Raw genomic sequence first — 18,942 nt, 5'->3', positions numbered from 1 at the left:
CCTTAACGGCAGGTGTAGGTTGGTGGCGTGCCGCGCTGGGAAGCAAAGTCCCGACGGTGTAATACGATTCTGCATGTTGATCCCACGCCGTGATATATCGAGAGTATCACTGGACGATCATTCTCCATGTACACAAAACCTGTCCCGTGATAGCCAATAAAGGTGCTGTTACCTGAATCCTCATCCTTTACGACGCTGCCAGCAGGTATCGCATGTCCTGCACCATCTACCAGTCTGAAACTGGCAGGGAATGCTTTTTCTCCACCAAAGTTAACTTCTGTACCAGACTGAGGATAAAGTCTGACTTTTTTTCTGTAACGTCTGGCACGATAATCGACCGGAAGATGTGTCGGATCGAGCGATATTTCAATAGGGGTGCCTGCCTGTATGTTGTCAATAAAACCGTAACCTCGGCTATCGGTGCGTCCTTCGAGGTTTCCCCCGCTGTAATAAGGCAGGTCAGGGATACCTGCGTTGACCAGTACAAATGCCCCTTGAGAATCCCGGTTGAACTGTATGGCTCCGTCGAGGATAGTGACGGTACCTGAACCTTCCAGCCAGTAGGTTTTATCATTACTGCCATATAATCCTCCGCTAAGATTTGCGTAGCGGCTGCTGTGATAGATACTGGCACGTTGATTGCGGTAGCCGGTTTCCTCTTTTGTTGCCTGCAGGTCAATATGCGTTTTTTGAGGTCCGTATCCGCCCCATGTAAGGTTGACGCTATTCCGATTTCCTGGAGATGAGTGCTCAAAGGTATATTGCGCCCGCGCGCAGCTCCCCAGAGGTAGACTCCAGTTCAGCATCATCATCAAGTCATGGCCGCTCGCATTATAGGCGCTCACGCCCAGGGAAAGATCCCCATGCAGAAATGTGGGTAGGGATAATGAAATATTCCCCATGCTGTAGACTGAATTTTCATAAGGTCGGATATAGAAATAACCTATACCCAGGGTGACAGCATTCCGCCACTGGTAACTTAGCCATACCTGGTCGATGCTGCGGGTTGGCGCGAGAGAAAATCCGTCGGCTTGATAGCCATAACTGCCGAGATCCGTATAGCCCCTGGAGTACTGGCTGTGATTGTAGGAAAGATTTACATGCTGATTAGCATAGCTGTAGCCTAGCTCTGCTTTCCCGCCATTACGTCTGGTCAATTCATTATCCGAACTGGCCGCACCCGTCAAACTGAACGTGCCAACTGGAGCGACAAGGAAATTAATGCCTGTTCCTGCCATCAACAAACGGCTGGCATTTTGCATGAACAGTACATGTGTCAGAGTCGGGGTTATTCCCCTGCTCAGGTAACCGCTGAAAGCCAAATTATGGTATTTACTATCGCCATAGCCGTAATTGTAGCGAAGGTACCCAAGGTTAGCAGAGAACTGATTGATTCCTGCAGCAAGCAGCGAGCTGGTTTTATACAACTGCACTGTTTCATTGGTTTTATTTCCGAGTTTGTCCGTCGTGACGACGGTTACCTGTCCAGCCCCATTAATAAAGGGCAGGTTATTAATTTCGTAAGGCCCGCTGTCGACCGAATCGGAAGCAATTTTTCGATTATCCATAAAAATATCGACAATTGAAGGCGCTCTGGCTGTCCCGCGGATACTGGGTGACTGATAGATATTTTTGGCAGGGCTGAGCTGATAAGCCTTACGAAAAGATATGCCACCCATCCTTACGCCGCTGTCCCACTCGCCCCCATCCGAAACAAAATCACCCAGAATCAGAGCCGTATCGCTATCAGCAAAGTATTGCCGGTAGTAGGTTTGATATCGGATATACTGGGTCGCGCTGAATGCACTGCCTCGGAGCCTGGCTTGGCTTGCCAGGCCTGAAGCAAACAAATAGCCTGAACCGGTAAAAAAACGCCCCCCCAGATAAAGCGATCCAGCATCAAGCCAGCGGTTGTGCGATACATATACGTCATAATCCAAAGCCACACCGGAAGCGTTGCTATAATCAATACTTTCATCTGTATCAGAGGCTGAAAGACTCTGCCGCGGCAACCACTCGGGAGGGACATCAATTACTAATGCATGCTGCCCGGCATCATAGCGGGTTTTTATTCCGACAATAGCCGTGATGTCGACAACGTGCTTACTGTCAACCGGGAGTTGGCTCTTAGGGACAGGGATTTTGTGGTCAAGGTAAACGCGCGGAACCAGGTAGTGGTGATGGGTTATTCTGATCGGTATCCGGCTTTTAAGCATTCGCCCATTTAGAATCACGTTGACATTATATTCTGGTATAAATTCTGGCTGTAACGTCTGTGGTGCAGGAAGCTCATTCATATATTCGCGGCACAGGCCATTTCTGTGGGCAAAAATCCCCAGCAGCAGAAAACAGGCCGGGACGGTCTTGTTTTTCAAACCTGTTATATTCATGATTGTTATCCGGCCTATCAGCCACGTGGAATGACAGTGGGATGACTGTCCGCGTCAAAGAATCGTGCTGCCAGAGTCTCTTTATCTGAGGGCAAAACCGAGGCCGGCAACGGCATTGTTAGCGTAGCTCCGGGCAGAACATACCCCAGCAGTCCAGGGTGAAGCTGTATGGCTGCTTTCCCTTTCTGCTCGCCTTCTAGCGTGATATCTGAAAGCCGGGCATGTACCGGGCCAATATTATGAAAGACAATAGTTTTAGTTCCTTCTCCTGTGGAAAAATGCCAGGTCACTTCTGGGTAACGGGCCGGTAGATTGTCACCCTTCTGCTGCCAGGAGAGCGGTGTCTGACTACCGGAAACAAAGAGCGGCAACACATAGCGCATGCGTAGCGCCACCTTATCCTGGCCCCCTTTTGTAAGGTGAGGGACTTCATCGATAATAATTCGGTAAGCTTGCTCAGTGACACGGTGGGTCGAAGGGGAAACAAAAAAGCGCACAAAAGCTTTGTCGTCCGGCATAATTCCGAGGACTGGCGGAACAATATTGATATCATTCTGATCGCTGAAATAGTTGTTTCCCGCTTTCTGATGCCACGCCAGTACCCTGACAGAAATGCCGGCATTATCATCACCTGCATTCTTAATCCATAAAATGCTGGAGCTGTCTGAACTATTTATATGTTGATTTATAGGCCATAAAGCAATGTTAATCGCAGCGGATGCTGAAATGGATGCTATATAACTAGCGATTATAACTAAATAAATAAGTCGATGCATTGATGCCCCCAAATTTCAGACGGTAGCTTTCAGGCCTAATATTTTACGGTGACGTTAATAACGTCCTGGTAATTTCCAGTCTTGGGTATCGAGTTATGTGTATCTAACCTAGCGTAAAGTGGAATAGCTATTGGTTCACTAGTCGCTTCGGAATATTCATGGTTTAAATTTGGCGGCCAAAGCAACGTATATGCCGGGTCGAAGAAAATATCATAAGAAAGTAATTTATGATCTGGTGTCTGCATATTTCGTTGGTTGTTAGATGCGGCTTTTCCTCCATCCAAAGTCACACCTATTACCACGCCTGGTGTGCAGCACACATCAATTTCACCAACTGCAACCGGTCGTTTATCTACAAGTTCTGCTATGCTGAGATTACCAAAATCAATTTCCTTTTTTTGTGATATCTGACAACCGTTGAAAATGTGTTCTGATATTTTAAAAGATGCCTGTACGGTTGTAGAAATACTCTTATTGGAAAGGAGCATGGTAAAAATAGCCAAACACGTTCTCAGACACCACGATGAAACTAGCACTCGGGATATTTTTCTCATTCTGACTCTTCCCGGAAAAGATGATAGATTTTTCTGAATCAGCTACCACTCCAGTCTACCGTCATCTGGATGGTATCCTGATAATCACCCGCAGCTACTGACGTGACGTCCGAAATGCCGGGGATCTGGCCGGCAATAACCATCTTGAAAGGATTTTCTTTTTTCGTATTAATATCTTTTTCAGGCTCAATAACAGTGCTGTGAGTGCTGTCACTATAAAGCTGGTAAGCAAGTTTAGCGTTTTCAGCCGTTTTATTTACCATCTGCCAGAGTTTTAATTTTGGATCATAGCTCTTACCCTGATTCAGTTTGATAACGGGTACATTTCCTGAGGTACAGGTCACCGTTAAAGCCAAATCTTCAGCATTGATGGATTTATGCGACATCCAGTCAGAAGTATCAAAAGAAATAGTACCAAAATCACCTGAGAGAGGAGTTTCCGATCCGGTCGTCGTCACTTCACAGCTACCGGCAATGTTTGCACTCACCGTAATAGATCCAGTAATGACACTTGGTAAAGAGGCGGCTGTAGCTTGATAGGAAAAAATGCCGGTGAGTAAAAGAACGATAGTTGTTAATCGACGTAATAACATAAAGTAACCCTCCCTGAATTAATTGGTTTGTATATTTGTAGTGCACACAACTTATACGGTTCATAACCTAAACAGATTGACAACAACGATCAATGATCGTCGTTTAATAGTTATTGGCTATCAGTCAATTCTAAATTGATCGATAACAACACGAGTAAAATTGTATTGTAATTGATGCATATCAAAGCGGTAGCATAATAAAATGCACTGAAATATTTGAAAATATAATCTAACAAGGTTATTTAGATTATCTTCTGCTGGAAACGGGATGTGTTAAATTTATAGTGCGTTAAAGTAAGCGCGCTTAACATCTGCTGGGCTTGTTCGCTAATAACTACTATATGAAGCTGCAATTACCTTATTGGGATATTATCTGAGGGTATGAAAATAGTTTGTGCTAGGGTTTTTTTGAACAGGGCAGTATATTTCTCAGTGGAAATGAAGTCACAAAATGCACTATCTACAAAACCAGTCATTAGTGAGGTTATCGCGTAGTAGGGATCCCGGGGGCATATTGATGATTCTGGCTGACTGGTGCGGCAGGATGATTCTGTTCCCGAACCAGGTTCCGGCGGGGCTGCTGGCGACGTTTATCGGCGCGCCATACTTCGTTTATCTGCTGAGAAAGCAGGGGCGGTAATCCCTCATCCGAACCCTCTGCTTTCCGGGAAGAGGGCCGGGGTGAGGGTAAAGATTACAGCTTCGCGAACACACGACGCGCGGCGTCGATGGTCTTCTGAATATCTTCTTTAGAGTGGGCGACGGACATAAAGCCCGCTTCAAACGCCGAAGGCGCGAGGTAAATGCCTTCTTCCAGCATCAGGTGGAAGAAACGCTTGAAGCGCTCAACGTCGCATGTCATCACGTCTTTATAGTTGGTCACGGTTTCTGCATCGGTGAAGAACAGGCCGAACATACCGCCAACGTTATTTACCACCAAAGGAATGTTTTCAGCTTTAGCCGCTTTCAGCAGGCCGCTTGCCAGCATTTCGGTCAGCTCTGTCAGCGTCTGGTGAATGCCAGGCTGAGAAACTTCGGTCAGGCAGGCGTAGCCTGCGGCCATGGCAATTGGGTTACCGGAAAGCGTGCCAGCCTGGTAAACCGGGCCGGTTGGAGCCAGCGCGTCCATGATTTCACGACGGCCACCGAAAGCGCCTACCGGCATCCCGCCGCCGATGATTTTTCCAAGGCAGGTCAGGTCCGGCTCAACATCGTAGTAAGACTGAGCGCCAGCCAGCGCCACGCGGAAGCCGGTCATCACTTCGTCGATAATCAGCAGCGCGCCGAATTCGTCGCACAATGCGCGCAGGCCAGGCAGGAAGTCGGCGTTTGGCGGGATGCAGTTCATGTTGCCCGCAACCGGCTCAACGATGATACAGGCGACGTCCTGCGGATACTGTTCAAACGCCTCGCGCACGGAAGAGAGATCGTTATAGGTGCAGGTCAGCGTGTGTTTGGCGAAATCAGCAGGCACGCCCGGTGAGTTCGGCTGGCCGAGGGTCAGCGCGCCGGAACCCGCTTTTACCAGCAGGCAGTCAGCGTGGCCGTGGTAGCAGCCTTCGAATTTGATGATTTTGTCACGGCCGGTATAGCCGCGAGCCAGGCGAATGGCGCTCATGGTGGCTTCGGTGCCGGAGTTAACCATACGCACCATATCCATTGTCGGCACCAGTTCTGTAACCAGTTCCGCCATTTTGACTTCCATTTCGGTCGGTGCGCCGAAGCTCAGGCCGCGCTCAACGGCTTCGATGACCGCGTTGCGGATGGCCGGGTGGTTGTGGCCGAGCACCATTGGCCCCCACGAACCGACATAATCGATATAGGCCTTACCGTCAGCGTCATACAGATAAGCCCCGTCCGCACGCTCGATAAACAGTGGCACACCGCCAACGCCGGTAAAGGCGCGTACCGGTGAGTTAACGCCGCCGGGAATGACCTGGCGGGCTGCGGCGTACAGGTTTTCAGACTTACTCATGAATCGGCTCCTGATTCGTGGAAATGGTGACAGCGGTCTATTCTATGTGAAACCCGCGCCACGTTGAAATATTTGCCCAAATCAAACGTTACGGTTTATTAGGGAATTTAATAAGACGTTGGCGTAATCAGTGGGTAAAATGCCCGCCTTATTTGTATGACTAAACTGCATGAGCCGATGAATTCAGCCAACACTTCTTCTCCCGAAACACCACAAAGCGTCCGCCTGCGCAGGGGGGCCATCCTGCGCCGTCTGATTGGCCAGGATAAAATGCCGCTGATGATTTTACTGATGGCGGCCATCGTTGGAATACTCGCCGGCCTGGTCGGCGTGGCGTTTGAGAAATCGGTGAACTGGGTGCTACAGCACCGCATTGGCCTGCTGGCGCAGGTTGCCGATAGCGCCTGGCTGGTGTGGCCGCTGGCGTTTATTAGCTCGGCGCTGCTGGCGATGGTTGGCTATTACCTGGTGCGTCGGTTTGCGCCGGAAGCGGGCGGTTCGGGGATACCGGAAATCGAAGGGGCGCTTGAGGAACTGCGGCCGGTGCGCTGGTGGCGCGTTATCCCGGTGAAGTTTATTGGCGGTATGGGCACTCTCGGCGCGGGAATGGTGCTGGGGCGCGAAGGGCCAACGGTTCAACTGGGCGGCAATATCGGGCGCATGGTTAGTGACATGTTCCGCCAGCGCGGAGCGGAGGCTCGTCATTCTCTGCTGGCAACCGGCGCAGCTGCCGGTTTGTCTGCGGCTTTTAACGCTCCGCTGGCCGGGATCCTTTTTATCATCGAGGAGATGCGCACTCAGTTTCGCTATAACCTGATTTCGATAAAAGCGGTGTTTATCGGCGTGATTATGTCGAGCACCGTGTTTCGCATTTTTAATACCGAAACCACGGTGATTCAGGTGGGCAAGCTGGCGGATGCGCCGGTGAATACGCTTTGGCTATACCTGATCCTTGGCATGGTGTTTGGTATCGTCGGCGTGGCGTTTAACCGGATGGTTATTGGCGCGCAGGATATGTTCCAGCGTATTCACGGCGGCAATATCAATAAATGGGTGCTGATTGGCGGTTTGATAGGCGGGCTGTGCGGCGTACTGGGGCTTATTCAGCAGGCGGCCTCCGGCGGCGGCTTTAGCCTGATCCCGATTGCGGCAATGGGCAATTACAGCATCGACATGCTGCTGTTTCTCTTTTTTGCCCGCGTTATAACCACTTTGCTGTGCTTCTCCTCCGGTGCGCCGGGAGGCATTTTTGCGCCAATGCTGGCGCTGGGAACGCTGCTGGGTACCGCTTTTGGTATGGCATGCGCGGCCTGGTTCCCGGCTTATCATCTCGACATGGGGACTTTTGCCATTGCCGGGATGGGGGCACTGCTGGCGGCTTCATTACGTGCGCCGCTGACCGCCATCGTGCTGGTGCTGGAGATGACCGACAATTACCAGCTCATTCTGCCAATGATAATCACCTGCCTTGGGGCGACACTGTTGGCACAATTCCTCGGCGGGAAACCGCTATACTCGGTGATTCTGGCAAGAACGCTGGCAAAACAAGAAGCTGAGAAAGCGCGAGCGAATGAACAGGCTTGTGCCGGGCAGAATACTTGAACGATTTACCAGGGTATTAGATAATGCCGCTAAAGTGCGGGTTATTTTCTGCCCGACTTGTTAATTGTTGGGAGCAAAAAATGAGTGATGACGTAGCGCTGCCGCTGCAGTTTACCGAAGCAGCAGCCAATAAAGTGAAAAGTCTGATTGCAGACGAAGAAAACCCAAATCTGAAACTTCGCGTCTATATCACCGGTGGTGGTTGCAGCGGCTTCCAGTATGGCTTTACCTTTGACGACCAGATTAACGACGGCGATATGACCATTGAGAAACAGGGTGTTGCTCTGGTTGTGGATCCGATGAGCCTGCAATATCTGGTGGGCGGCGCGGTCGATTATAGCGAAGGCCTGGAAGGTTCCCGCTTTGTGGTGACCAACCCGAACGCAAAAAGCACCTGCGGGTGTGGTTCCTCCTTCAGCATCTGATTGGTTGCTGAAATAAAAAAGCCGCGTAGCAAACGCGGCTTTTTTTATGCCTACTGCCGGTCGGTTAGCGCAAACGTCGGCAGTTTAAGGTGCCAGCGGATTGCCGCCAGGCGGATAACCAGCGTGACGACCATACCAATCATACTTGCCTGCTCCAGCGGGACGCCAAAGGTGTGGTAGGCCGTGGCGTGAACGATACCGCCGATGATACAGGCGGTAGCGTAGATCTCGGTACGCAGAATCATCGGGACTTCACGAGCTAATACGTCGCGGATAATGCCGCCGCCTACGCCGGTAACGACGCCCATGCAGATAGCGACCAGCGGGCTGGCGTGGGCAAGAAAAGCTTTATTCACGCCAATGCCCACAAATACCGCAAGACCCACGGCGTCCAGCACCGGCAGCACCCATTTCGGCAGGCGGCGCGGCTGGCGCACCAGCACGATGGTCAGCATGCAGGTCACCATTGCGACCACCAAATCGGTAGGATCTTTAACCCAGAAGACCGGGCCGTTAGCCAGCGCCATATCGCGGATTGTGCCGCCGCCTACCGCCGTAACCACTCCGAGCACCAGGACGCCAAACGGGTCCATGCGCAGCTTGCCGGCCAGTAAAACGCCGGAAATGGCAAACACCGCAGTACCGACAATATCCAGCCAATAGACCAGCATTTATTATCCTCAGAGCGTGACGTTAATCTTTCGCCAGCTCTTCGCAGAGCTGTTTTGCGGCGAGGATAATACGCGGACCGGAACGTGTAAACCAATCATCATCGACGGCGATAACCGGAACTTTCAACTGATTACTCCAGAATTGCCGCACTGCCGGAATATTGCTCGCGTCGCCGGAAATAATTATTGCCTGCGGTTTGCGCACCAACACCTGTTCGCGGCTTACCTGTGGCCAGGGAACCCGGCTGTCGGCAAAGATATTTTGCCCGCCGCAGGTTTCGACTATCTCATTCTGAATAGAGTCTTTGCCGGTGGTGAACAGCGGCTGCTGGCTGAATTGCAGGAAAACTCTTTTGCTTTTTGTCTTTCCGTAGCGGGCTTTTAAATCAGCGAACTGTTGCGCTAATTTATCTGCTGCCCGGAGCGCCTTTTCGGGCGTTGGGCTGAGCGGAGCAAGCTGGCGCAATGCGGCTTCCACGTCCGCGACGCTTTTAGGATCGAGCCAGATGACGTTGATCCCCAGCGCAATAAGCTGGTTTACCTGCCTGTCCGGGTTACCGCCTCGCCAGGCCAGAACCGCATCCGGCTTTAACGCCACAATGCGTTCGAAATTCAGACCCTGCCAGTTGGCAAGCTGTTCAATTTTTTTCGCCTGCGGCGGGTAGTCTGAGTAAACGCTTACCGCAATCGGCTCGATTCCGGCGGCAAAAGCCAGTTCGGTGTTAGCGGGAGAAAGGGAGATGACCCGAGGCGCCGCAAGCAGCAGCGCCGGGAGGCCGAGGAGCAGGGCCGCTACTCCTCGCCATAATATGCCGTTAGCCACGAGCCAGATGCTGAACCAGTTTTTCCACCATCAGGGTGGACTGCTTAGCCGCAACCGCCAGGAACTCTTCAAAGCTGAGGTGAGACTGTTGATCGGCAACGTCCGAAATGGCGCGCACCACAACAAACGGCGTGTTGAAGTTATGGCAAACGTGGCCGATTGCCGTCGCTTCCATCTCTACCGCTACGGCCTGAGGGAAGTTATGGCGAATTTTGGCTAGCGCTACGGAGCCGTTAATAAAAGCATCGCCGCTGACGATCAGGCCGCGTACCGCATGTAAATCCAGCTCTTTAATGCAGGTTTCAGCCGCTTCAATCAGCTTTTTATCGGCAACGAAGCTTGCCGGGCAGCCCGCCATCTGGCCATATTCGTAGCCGAAAGCGGTGACATCCGCATCGTGGTAGCGTACTTCATCGGACACCACGATATCGCCCACTTTCAGCGTTGGCGCCAGGCCACCGGCGGAACCGGTATTGATAATCACGTCGGGCTTGCAGTGCTCCAGCAGCAGAGTAGCACCCATGGCCGCAGAGACTTTGCCGATCCCGGACTTCAGCAGCGCGACTTCAACGCCGTTCAGCGTACCGGTATAAATTTCACAACCGGCGATGCTCAGAGTATGGCGGTTTTCGATTTTGTCACGCAGCAGCGTAACTTCTTCTTCCATTGCACCAATAATGCCTGCTTTCATAGAGATACTCGCTAATGTGGTGGAACATGACTCAATTTTCGGGGCATAGTCTATCATGGCAAACAGTCTCCTTATCAACGGAACAGGAGTGGGCATGAGCGAAATAGACTTCCGCAGAAAAATTAACTGGCACCGGCGCTTCCGCTCGCCCGAAGGGGAGAAGAGCGAGTATGAAATTCTGCGCATTTTTGAAAGCGACCGCGGCAGGATAATCAACTCGCCTGCTATCCGCCGATTGCAGCAAAAAACGCAGGTTTTCCCGCTCGAACGCAACGCTGCCGTGCGCACGCGACTGACTCACTCGATGGAGGTCCAGCAGGTCGGCCGCTATATCGCCAAAGAGATCCTCGGGCGGCTGAAAGAGCAAAAGGCGCTGGAGAAGTATGGTCTCGACGAGCTAACCGGCCCGTTTGAAAGCATAGTGGAAATGGCCTGCCTGATGCACGACATCGGCAACCCGCCGTTCGGCCATTTTGGCGAGTCTGCCATCAACGACTGGTTCCGCCAGCGGCTACAGCCGAAAGATGCCGGGAGCCAGCCCCGCAGCGACGACCGCTGCAAAGTGGATTTTTTAAAGCTGCGTGAAGGGGAGGAGTCGCTAAATACTCTGCGCAGCAAAGTGCGCCAGGATTTGTGCAGCTTTGAGGGCAACGCCCAGGGTATCCGCCTGGTGCACAGCCTGCTGCGCATGAACCTGACCTGGGCCCAGGTTGGCTGCATCCTGAAATATACCCGCCCGGCCTGGTATGCCGACAAACCGCCGGAAAGCCATAATTACCTGATGAAGAAGCCGGGGTTTTATCTTTCGGAAGAGGGCTATATCGCCCGCCTGCGTAAAGAATTGAGCCTCGGGGAGTACAGCCGTTTCCCGCTGACCTGGATAATGGAGGCGGCGGACGATATCTCCTACTGCGTGGCGGATCTTGAAGATGCGGTAGAGAAGCGGATCTTTAGCGTGGAGCAGCTTTACCAGCATTTATGCGAAGCCTGGGGCGAGGAGAAGCGTGGCGACCTGTTTGAGCAGGTGGTTAAAGATGCGTGGGAGAAGTCCCGCACCAACCAGATGCGACGCAGCGCGGAAGATCAGTTCTTTATGTATCTACGCGTCAATACGCTGAACAAGCTGGCGCCTTATGCCGCCCAGCGCTTTATCGACAATCTGCCGGATATCTATTCCGGCGAGTTTAATCACGCGTTGCTGGAGGACGACAGTCCTTTCGCCAGGCTGCTGGAGTTGTATAAGCAGGTGGCGGTACGCCATGTTTTCAGCCATCCTGATGTGGAACAGCTGGAGTTGCAGGGTTACCGGGTTATCAGTGGCTTACTTGGTATTTACAGTCCCTTACTCGAGCTTTCAACCGAGGATTTCTCCGAGCTGGTCAGCAAAGAGAGCCTGCGCCGTTTGCCGATTGAAACGAGGCTTTTCCACAAACTCTCAACTAAACATAGGCTTGCTTATGTAGAGGCGGTGAACGATTTGCATCCGGCTAGCCTTGATTTTTCGGTTTGGGAATACTATTTCCGTGTAAGGCTGATTCAGGATTACATCAGCGGAATGACGGATTTATACGCCTGGGATGAGTACCGACGCCTGATGGCGGTAGAGTGAAGTCGGCAGGAGTTTTGTAAAGATGGACAATAAATTTTTACTTTTTCCAGCCACTTAAGCGCTGAACTTAGGGCGTAAACTTCACTCTGAATGGTACCAACACAGCAATTTTGCGTTATTTGAAAGTTGAGATGATTCCATGAAAAAAACCACGTTAGCAATGAGTGCGCTGGCTCTTAGTCTGGGTTTGGCGCTGAGTCCTATGTCTGCCTCCGCCGCTGAGACGGCCTCTTCTGCATCTGCTGCGCAGCCGCTGCCAAGCCTTGCGCCAATGCTGGAGCAGGTGATGCCTTCAGTGGTGAGTATCAACGTTGAAGGGAGCACGACGGTAAATACTCCGCGCATGGGGCGCAACTTCCAGCAATTCTTCGGTGATAACTCGCCGTTCTGCCAGGACGGTTCTCCGTTCCAGAGCTCACCTTTCTGCCAGGGCGGCGGCGGTGAAGGCGGCGCGCCTGACGGCGGCAGCCAGCAGCAGAAGTTTATGGCGCTGGGTTCCGGCGTAATTATTGATGCCGCTAAAGGCTACGTGGTGACCAATAACCACGTTGTTGATAATGCGACCGTGATTAAAGTGCAGCTGAGCGATGGCCGTAAATTTGACGCCAAAGTGGTCGGCAAAGACCCGCGCTCCGATATCGCGCTTATCCAGCTTCAGGACCCGAAAAACCTGACGGCGATTAAAATCGCTGACTCCGACGCACTGCGCGTAGGGGATTACACCGTGGCTATCGGTAACCCGTATGGCCTGGGTGAAACCGTGACTTCCGGTATCGTTTCGGCGCTGGGTCGTAGCGGCCTGAACGTTGAAAACTATGAAAACTTTATCCAGACCGATGCGGCGATTAACCGCGGTAACTCCGGCGGTGCGCTGGTTAACCTGAGAGGCGAGCTGATCGGGATTAACACCGCGATCCTTGCGCCGGACGGCGGCAACATCGGTATCGGCTTTGCTATCCCGAGCAATATGGTGAAAAACCTCACCGCTCAGATGGTGCAGTACGGGCAGGTTCGTCGCGGCGAGCTGGGGATTATGGGCACCGAGCTGAACTCCGAGCTGGCGAAAGCGATGAAAGTCGACGCTCAGCGCGGGGCATTTGTCAGCCAGGTGATGCCGAACTCCTCTGCTGCGAAATCGGGGATTAAAGCGGGTGACGTTATTACGTCCCTGAACGGTAAACCTATCAGCAGCTTTGCGGCGCTGCGTGCCGAAGTTGGCTCGATGCCGGTGGGGAGCAAAATCGCGCTTGGCCTGCTGCGCGACGGTAAGCCGATGACAGTGAGCCTGGAACTGCAGCAGAGCACGCAAAACCAGGTTGATGCGGCGACAATCTTCACCGGAATTGAAGGTGCGGAGATGAGCAACCGCGGCGGTAAAGACCAGAAAGGCGTGCAGGTCACCAGCGTGAAGCCAAATACTCCGGCGGCGCGTATCGGCCTGAAAAAAGGCGACATCATTGTTGGCGTCAACCAGCAGGCGGTGAACAATATTGCCGAGCTGCGTAAAGTGATGGACAGCAAGCCTTCGGTAATGGCGTTGAGCATCCAGCGCGGTGACACGTCGATTTACCTGCTGATGCAGTAATTTTTGAGTCAAACAGAAAAGGGCCGCAAATGCGGCCCTTTTTATTAGGTTACTGAACTACTTATTGCGGGTCAGTTTTTCCAGATCGGATTCGATTTCGCTGATCTTGTTGGTCACTACCGACTCGAGGTGACGCAGGTCTTCGAGGATCTTACGTTTCAGATCGACTTCGGTACGATCGCGCTGGCAAAGCTGATCCAGCTCGTCTATTACGTAGCGCAGGTTTGGGCTGATTTCCTGCACTTCTTTGTAGCCCTGGCCTACGCCGTCGGCAACCACTGTTTTGCGCTGGCGCGGGTATTTAAACTTCACGCTTTTGGCAAAAAACTCGCCCTTATCCTTCTGGAAATAGACTTTCAGGATATCGTTGTTGGCTTCCTGCCGGAGGCTGTAACGATCGATTTCATCAGGATTAGTAATACCCAGACTTTTTAAATTATCGTACATAAGCGGTACCCTTAAAGATCAATAACCATTAGAGAGTTAACGGAAAATTCCTTTTCCGCTAGTGCCAGATGCAAAAAAGGCGGGATAACCCGCCTTTTAGAGCAAAAAATTAGTCGATGGTGCGCAGCAGTTCGTTGATGCCGACTTTGCCGCGAGTTTTTGCGTCGACTTTCTTAACAATCACCGCGCAGTACAGGCTGTAAGAACCATCTTTAGACGGCAGGTTGCCTGAAACAACAACCGAGCCAGCCGGTACGCGGCCGTAATGGACTTCGCCGGTTTCGCGGTCATAAATACGGGTGCTCTGGCCGATGTACACGCCCATTGAGATGACGGAGCCTTCCTCAACGATAACGCCTTCCACCACTTCAGAACGCGCGCCGATGAAGCAGTTGTCTTCGATGATGGTCGGGTTGGCCTGCAGTGGCTCAAGTACGCCGCCGATGCCTACGCCGCCGGACAGGTGAACGTTTTTACCGATCTGCGCGCAGGAACCTACGGTCGCCCAGGTATCAACCATGGTGCCTTCATCAACGTATGCGCCGATGTTGACGTAGGAAGGCATGAGTACGGTGTTACGAGCGATAAATGCGCCCTGGCGAACCGCAGCAGGCGGAACCACGCGGAAGCCTTCTTTCTGGAAGCGAGCTTCGTCGTAGTCGGCAAATTTCATCGGTACTTTATCGAAATAGCGGCTTTCGGCGCCTTCGATAACTTTGTTGTCGTTAATGCGGAAAGAAAGCAGAACCGCCTTCTTCAGCCACTGGTGGGTGACCCACTGGCCGTCAATTTTTTCGGCAACGCGCAGCGCACCGCTGTCGAGCAGGGCAATAACCTGATTCACCGCTTCGCGGGTGACGGTATCAACATTTGCCGGGGTGATTTCGGCGCGGCGCTCGAAAGCGGATTCAATAACATTTTGTAGCTGCTGCATTATGAATATTTCCTGATTGTGACTTACCTTTCAACTTTCGGGCCGCAAAACTATTGACTGCGGCCCGCAAGCTAAAAGGTAAAAATAAAAGACCGTTATTTATCGTTTGGATTAAGGGCCGCTGTCAACCGTTGCTGCACTTCCTGCTGGAGCACATTATTAAGAGCACGCCGGTCGGCGGTCGCGATTATAAATAAATCTTCTACTCGCTCACCAATTGTCGTAATTCTCGCCCCGTAGAGCGAAATTCCCAGGTCCGCGAACACTTCACCGACCCTGGCAAGCAGGCCGGGCTGATCGAGCGCAATCAGCTCAAGGAAGGTTCGCCTGTCGGTGTGGGTGGGCAGGAAGTTGACCTCGGTGTCCACGGTAAAGTGGCGCAATTTTGCCGACTGGCGGCGAGGCTGCGGCGGCTGCCAGCTGGTCTGGGTTATCGCCTGCTCGAGACTGTGGCGAATAATATTATGCCGGTCAATGGAGAGCGGGCTGCCGTCCGGCTCGAGCACGATAAAGGTGTCCATCGCCATACCGTCGCGGGTGGTAAAGATTTGCGCATCGTGAACGCTAAGGTTGCGCCTGTCCAGCTCGGCACAAACGGCGGCAAACAGGTACGGCCTGTCCGGGCTCCAGATAAATATCTCTGTTCCGCCGCGCGTCGCCTGCGGGCTAAGCAGGATCAGCGGCTGGGTGAGGTCGTGCTTGAGCAGATGACGGGCGTGCCAGGCTATCTGATTCGGCGTGTGGCGCACAAAGTAGTTGGCGCGACAGCGTGCCCAGATGTGGTGCAGAGCCTCTTCGTTAATATTGTCCATGCGCAGCAAAGCCAGCGCCTGAAGCTGGTGGTGACGTACGCGCTCACGCATATCCGGGCTGTTTTGCATCCCACGGCGCAGTTGTTTCTCCGTGGCAAAATAGAGCTCGCGCAGCAGGCTTTGCTTCCAGCTGTTCCACAGCGTTTCGTTGGTGGCGCAGATATCGGCGACTGTCAGGCAGACAAGGTAGCGCAGGCGGTTTTCCGTCTGAACTTCTTCGGCAAATTGCTTGATGACTTCAGGATCCTGAATATCGCGGCGCTGGGCGGTGACGGACATCAGCAGATGCTGGCGAACCAGCCAGGCGACGAGCTGGGTTTCCCGCGAGTTCAGGCCATGAAGCTCAGCAAATTTCAGCACATCCTGAGCGCCGAGAACCGAGTGATCTCCGCCTCGCCCTTTGGCGATATCGTGGAACAGGGCGGCTATCAGGATCAGCTCAGGGTGCGAAAGGCGCGGCCAGAGATCGACGCAAAGTGGGTGTTTGGCCCGCGTTTCTTCCTTCGCGAAGCTTTCCAGTTTTTGCAGGACGCGAATGGTGTGCTCATCCACCGTGTAGGCGTGGAACAGGTCGAACTGCATCTGCCCGACGATGTGCGACCATTGAGGCATGTAGGCCCACAGCACGCTGTGGCGATGCATCGGCACCAGAGCACGGCTTACCGCGCCGGGGTGGCGGAGCATGACGAGGAATAGCTCTCGCGCTTCCGGAATGTAGCACAGCGGCTGCGTGAGGTGGCGGCGGGCATGGCGCAGATGGCGCAGCGTGGTTGAATAAATGCCGGTTATCTCGCGGTTGCGCACCATCATGTAGAACATGCGCAGAATCGCCTGCGGCTCGCGCATAAACAGCGTTTCATCGCGAAGATCGATAAGCGTGCCGCGCAGCTGGAAGTCATCGTCCAGAGGGCGGGGCTTCTCGCTGGCGTCCAGCGCCAGGATGGCTTCGTCAAACAGCTGCAACAGCATTTGGTTTAACTCGCCGACTCGCCGCGTCACGCGGTAGAAGTCCTTCATCATGTGTTCCACCGGCTCGTTACCTTCGCCGCTGTAGTGCAGGCGCTGGGCAACGCTAAGCTGGCGGTCAAACAGCAGGCGGTTATCGTAGCGATTCACTTCAAGATGCAGCGCAAAGCGAATGCGCCATAGCAGGTGCTGGCACTCGTCCAGCTCTTTGCGCTCGGCTTCGGTTAAGAAACCAAAGTCGACCATTTCGCCCATCGACGTTGCGCCGAAGTGGCGGCGCGCCACCCATTGCAGGGTATGGATATCGCGCAGGCCGCCGGGGCTGCTTTTAATGTCCGGTTCGAGATTGTAGCTGGTGCCGTGGTAGCGCTGGTGGCGCTCGTTTTGCTCTTCGACCTTGGCGGCAAAGAATTTGGCAGAGGGCCAGAAGCCTTCGCTAAAAATATGTTTTTGCAGTTCGAGGAACAGGGCGACGTCGCCTATCAGCAGGCGCGACTCGATAAGGTTGGTAGCAACCGTCAGGTCTGAGAGGCCTTCAAGCAGGCACTCTTCCAGGGTGCGTACGCTGTGGCCGACTTCCAGCTTAACGTCCCATAACAGGGTCAGCAGTTCGCCGATTTTTTGCGCCTGAGCGTCGGTCAGGCGTTTGCGGCTAAGGATCAGCAGGTCGATATCCGAGAGCGGGTGTAGTTCGGCGCGGCCATAGCCACCAACCGCAACCAGTGCGGCTTCCGGCACTTCCGCAAAACCGTAGGCAATCCACAGCCGCTGTAGCAGCTGGTCGATAAATTCGGTGCGCGCCTCAATCAGCCGCTCGGCTGAAATACCGCTGTCAAAGGCGGCGCCCAGCCACTTTTGAAAAGTGTCTAAATGCGACTTGATACTGGCGCAATTAAGCTCGGCTTCCTGCCAACTGTTGGGATAATCCGGCTGGCCGGAAATCTCGGGTTCCGTGGTGTTGGCAAACTGCTCTGGTAAACCTGGACTCATTGTGCGCTACCCATAAAAAAAGCCGGCTCGGGGCCGGCTTAGATTGCTGACTGACGTCAGGGCATCATTCGTTATGCGAAATCACGTTGGGGATGGTGTCATCCTTACGCAGCGTCATAATCTCGCAGCCGTTCTCAGTCACCACAATAGTATGCTCGTATTGAGCAGACAAGCTGCGATCTTTGGTTTTCACCGTCCAGCCGTCTTTCATGGTGCGAATGCGGTAATCACCGGCGTTTACCATCGGTTCGATGGTAAAGGTCATGCCCGGCTGGAGCACCACGCCGCCGTCGTCTGCATCATAGTGCAGCACCTGCGGTTCTTCGTGGAATACGCGACCAATGCCGTGGCCACAGTATTCACGCACCACGGAGAAACCTTCGGCTTCAACAAACTTCTGAATCGCCGCGCCAAGCGTGCGCAGACGGATGCCGGGCTTCACCATACGCAGGGCCAGGTAGAGGCTTTCCTGAGTGATGCGGCACAGGCGTTCGCCGAGAATGGTTGGCTTGCCGACGATAAACATCTTCGAGGTGTCGCCGTGGTACTCGTCTTTAATGACCGTCACGTCGATATTGACGATGTCGCCGTCTTTCAGCGCTTTTTCATCGTCCGGGATGCCGTGGCAAACCACTTCGTTAATGGAGATACAAACGGATTTCGGGAAGCCGTGGTAGCCCAGACAGGCGGAAATAGCCTGCTGCTCGTTGACGATGTAGTCATTACAGATGCGATCCAGCTCGCCGGTAGTGATGCCCGGTTTAACGTGGGGTTCGATCATTTCCAGCACTTCGGCAGCCAGGCGGCCGGCGACGCGCATTTTTTCGATTTCTTCAGGTGTTTTAATTGAAATAGCCATATCAGGTCCGCAGATGTCGAGCTTGTCGACATGAATTAAGCAGGGAAGTGACGTAATGGTATCAGGGGGCGCGACTTCCTGCCAAATTGAGAATCATTGAGCGAGCAGAACGGCAACAACTATTGGAGTCCTGACGCCGTTTATGGTATAAAGCGCGCCGGACTTGTATTCCGATTTTTCGGGTACAGCCAAACACTCTCACTTTGTGTAAATAACACACACGTATCGACACATATTCCG

16 protein-coding genes and 1 pseudogene are annotated in these 18,942 nt (G+C 53.0%); 5 read left to right on the top strand and 12 right to left on the bottom strand.

Annotated elements, in window-relative coordinates:
* Positions 1–2: 2 nt before the first annotated feature.
* The 4 genes from FOC35_RS04990 to FOC35_RS04975 form a co-directional block, all read right to left on the bottom strand.
* Positions 3–2,390 (bottom strand): fimbria/pilus outer membrane usher protein, encoded by a 2,388-nt coding sequence (locus FOC35_RS04990; protein WP_172568323.1) that lies wholly within the window; start codon positions 2,388–2,390, stop codon positions 3–5.
* A 17-nt stretch (positions 2,391–2,407) separates the two neighbouring features.
* Positions 2,408–3,166 (bottom strand): molecular chaperone, encoded by a 759-nt coding sequence (locus FOC35_RS04985; RefSeq protein WP_172568322.1) that lies wholly within the window; start codon positions 3,164–3,166, stop codon positions 2,408–2,410.
* A gap of 35 nt (positions 3,167–3,201) precedes the next feature.
* Complete coding sequence (locus FOC35_RS04980; RefSeq protein ID WP_172568321.1) at positions 3,202–3,669, bottom strand: spore coat U domain-containing protein; 468 nt, start codon at positions 3,667–3,669, stop codon at positions 3,202–3,204.
* An 89-nt stretch (positions 3,670–3,758) separates the two neighbouring features.
* Positions 3,759–4,313, bottom strand: coding sequence for a spore coat protein U domain-containing protein (locus FOC35_RS04975; RefSeq protein ID WP_172568320.1), 555 nt, complete (start codon positions 4,311–4,313; stop codon positions 3,759–3,761).
* A 505-nt stretch (positions 4,314–4,818) separates the two neighbouring features.
* Here FOC35_RS04975 and FOC35_RS04970 point away from each other — a divergent pair.
* A pseudogene (locus FOC35_RS04970) lies at positions 4,819–4,953 on the top strand (iron chelate uptake ABC transporter family permease subunit); the annotation flags it as partial.
* Between the two features lie 54 nt (positions 4,954–5,007).
* Here FOC35_RS04970 and hemL read toward each other — a convergent pair.
* The gene (hemL, locus tag FOC35_RS04965; RefSeq protein ID WP_016534952.1) at positions 5,008–6,288 is read right to left on the bottom strand and encodes a glutamate-1-semialdehyde 2,1-aminomutase; all 1,281 of its coding nucleotides are present in this window, start codon (positions 6,286–6,288) and stop codon (positions 5,008–5,010) included.
* A 177-nt stretch (positions 6,289–6,465) separates the two neighbouring features.
* Between hemL and clcA the strand changes: the two genes are divergently transcribed.
* Both clcA and erpA read left to right on the top strand, forming a co-directional pair.
* Entirely contained in the window at positions 6,466–7,890 is a 1,425-nt protein-coding gene (gene clcA, locus FOC35_RS04960) for a H(+)/Cl(-) exchange transporter ClcA (protein WP_172568319.1), read from the top strand.
* A gap of 80 nt (positions 7,891–7,970) precedes the next feature.
* Entirely contained in the window at positions 7,971–8,315 is a 345-nt protein-coding gene (erpA, locus tag FOC35_RS04955) for an iron-sulfur cluster insertion protein ErpA (RefSeq protein ID WP_016534954.1), read from the top strand.
* 50 nt (positions 8,316–8,365) lie between these two features.
* On the opposite strand, the gene FOC35_RS04950 is transcribed toward erpA, so the two are convergent.
* The 3 genes from FOC35_RS04950 to mtnN are packed head-to-tail and all read right to left on the bottom strand — an operon-like array spanning position 8,366 to position 10,500.
* The gene (locus FOC35_RS04950; RefSeq protein ID WP_172568318.1) at positions 8,366–8,986 is read right to left on the bottom strand and encodes a TRIC cation channel family protein; all 621 of its coding nucleotides are present in this window, start codon (positions 8,984–8,986) and stop codon (positions 8,366–8,368) included.
* A 22-nt stretch (positions 8,987–9,008) separates the two neighbouring features.
* The gene (btuF, locus tag FOC35_RS04945; RefSeq protein WP_172568317.1) at positions 9,009–9,809 is read right to left on the bottom strand and encodes a vitamin B12 ABC transporter substrate-binding protein BtuF; all 801 of its coding nucleotides are present in this window, start codon (positions 9,807–9,809) and stop codon (positions 9,009–9,011) included.
* Positions 9,802–10,500, bottom strand: a complete 699-nt coding sequence (mtnN, locus tag FOC35_RS04940) for a 5'-methylthioadenosine/S-adenosylhomocysteine nucleosidase (RefSeq protein WP_172570328.1) — start codon at positions 10,498–10,500, stop codon at positions 9,802–9,804. Before mtnN ends, btuF begins: the two co-directional genes overlap by 8 nt.
* A 94-nt stretch (positions 10,501–10,594) precedes the next feature.
* Between mtnN and dgt the strand changes: the two genes are divergently transcribed.
* On the top strand, positions 10,595–12,109 hold the full coding sequence (gene dgt / locus FOC35_RS04935; RefSeq protein WP_172568316.1) for a dGTPase: 1,515 nt from the start codon (positions 10,595–10,597) through the stop codon (positions 12,107–12,109).
* A 139-nt stretch (positions 12,110–12,248) separates the two neighbouring features.
* Positions 12,249–13,694, top strand: a complete 1,446-nt coding sequence (gene degP / locus FOC35_RS04930; protein ID WP_172568315.1) for a serine endoprotease DegP — start codon at positions 12,249–12,251, stop codon at positions 13,692–13,694.
* A gap of 57 nt (positions 13,695–13,751) precedes the next feature.
* On the opposite strand, the gene FOC35_RS04925 is transcribed toward degP, so the two are convergent.
* The 4 genes from FOC35_RS04925 to map form a co-directional block, all read right to left on the bottom strand.
* Positions 13,752–14,141 (bottom strand): DUF3461 family protein, encoded by a 390-nt coding sequence (locus tag FOC35_RS04925; protein ID WP_016534960.1) that lies wholly within the window; start codon positions 14,139–14,141, stop codon positions 13,752–13,754.
* A 109-nt stretch (positions 14,142–14,250) separates the two neighbouring features.
* Positions 14,251–15,075, bottom strand: a complete 825-nt coding sequence (dapD, locus tag FOC35_RS04920) for a 2,3,4,5-tetrahydropyridine-2,6-dicarboxylate N-succinyltransferase (RefSeq protein WP_016534961.1) — start codon at positions 15,073–15,075, stop codon at positions 14,251–14,253.
* Between the two features lie 95 nt (positions 15,076–15,170).
* Positions 15,171–17,843: a bifunctional uridylyltransferase/uridylyl-removing protein GlnD gene (glnD, locus tag FOC35_RS04915; protein ID WP_172568314.1), complete on the bottom strand. Its 2,673-nt coding sequence runs from the start codon at positions 17,841–17,843 to the stop codon at positions 15,171–15,173.
* 64 nt (positions 17,844–17,907) lie between these two features.
* A complete protein-coding gene (map, locus tag FOC35_RS04910) occupies positions 17,908–18,702 on the bottom strand; it encodes a type I methionyl aminopeptidase (protein WP_016534963.1) in 795 nt (264 codons plus the stop codon).
* Positions 18,703–18,942 lie beyond the last annotated feature (240 nt).

Source organism: Cedecea sp. FDAARGOS_727 (genome assembly GCF_012273235.1).
Classification (GTDB): Bacteria; Pseudomonadota; Gammaproteobacteria; order Enterobacterales; family Enterobacteriaceae; genus Cedecea; species Cedecea davisae.
Note: the sequence above shows the minus strand (reverse complement) of the source record. Positions and strands in the feature narration are given on the sequence as shown.

Coding starts and splice junctions, on each gene's coding strand:
- FOC35_RS04990 (WP_172568323.1), bottom strand. CDS start 2,390: ATGAATATAACAGGTTTGAAAAACAAGACCGTCCCGGCCTGTTTTCTG.
- FOC35_RS04985 (WP_172568322.1), bottom strand. CDS start 3,166: ATGCATCGACTTATTTATTTAGTTATAATCGCTAGTTATATAGCATCC.
- FOC35_RS04975 (WP_172568320.1), bottom strand. CDS start 4,313: ATGTTATTACGTCGATTAACAACTATCGTTCTTTTACTCACCGGCATT.
- hemL (WP_016534952.1), bottom strand. CDS start 6,288: ATGAGTAAGTCTGAAAACCTGTACGCCGCAGCCCGCCAGGTCATTCCC.
- clcA (WP_172568319.1), top strand. CDS start 6,466: ATGAATTCAGCCAACACTTCTTCTCCCGAAACACCACAAAGCGTCCGC.
- erpA (WP_016534954.1), top strand. CDS start 7,971: ATGAGTGATGACGTAGCGCTGCCGCTGCAGTTTACCGAAGCAGCAGCC.
- FOC35_RS04950 (WP_172568318.1), bottom strand. CDS start 8,986: ATGCTGGTCTATTGGCTGGATATTGTCGGTACTGCGGTGTTTGCCATT.
- mtnN (WP_172570328.1), bottom strand. CDS start 10,500: ATGAAAGCAGGCATTATTGGTGCAATGGAAGAAGAAGTTACGCTGCTG.
- dgt (WP_172568316.1), top strand. CDS start 10,595: ATGAGCGAAATAGACTTCCGCAGAAAAATTAACTGGCACCGGCGCTTC.
- degP (WP_172568315.1), top strand. CDS start 12,249: ATGAAAAAAACCACGTTAGCAATGAGTGCGCTGGCTCTTAGTCTGGGT.
- FOC35_RS04925 (WP_016534960.1), bottom strand. CDS start 14,141: ATGTACGATAATTTAAAAAGTCTGGGTATTACTAATCCTGATGAAATC.
- dapD (WP_016534961.1), bottom strand. CDS start 15,075: ATGCAGCAGCTACAAAATGTTATTGAATCCGCTTTCGAGCGCCGCGCC.
- glnD (WP_172568314.1), bottom strand. CDS start 17,843: ATGAGTCCAGGTTTACCAGAGCAGTTTGCCAACACCACGGAACCCGAG.
- map (WP_016534963.1), bottom strand. CDS start 18,702: ATGGCTATTTCAATTAAAACACCTGAAGAAATCGAAAAAATGCGCGTC.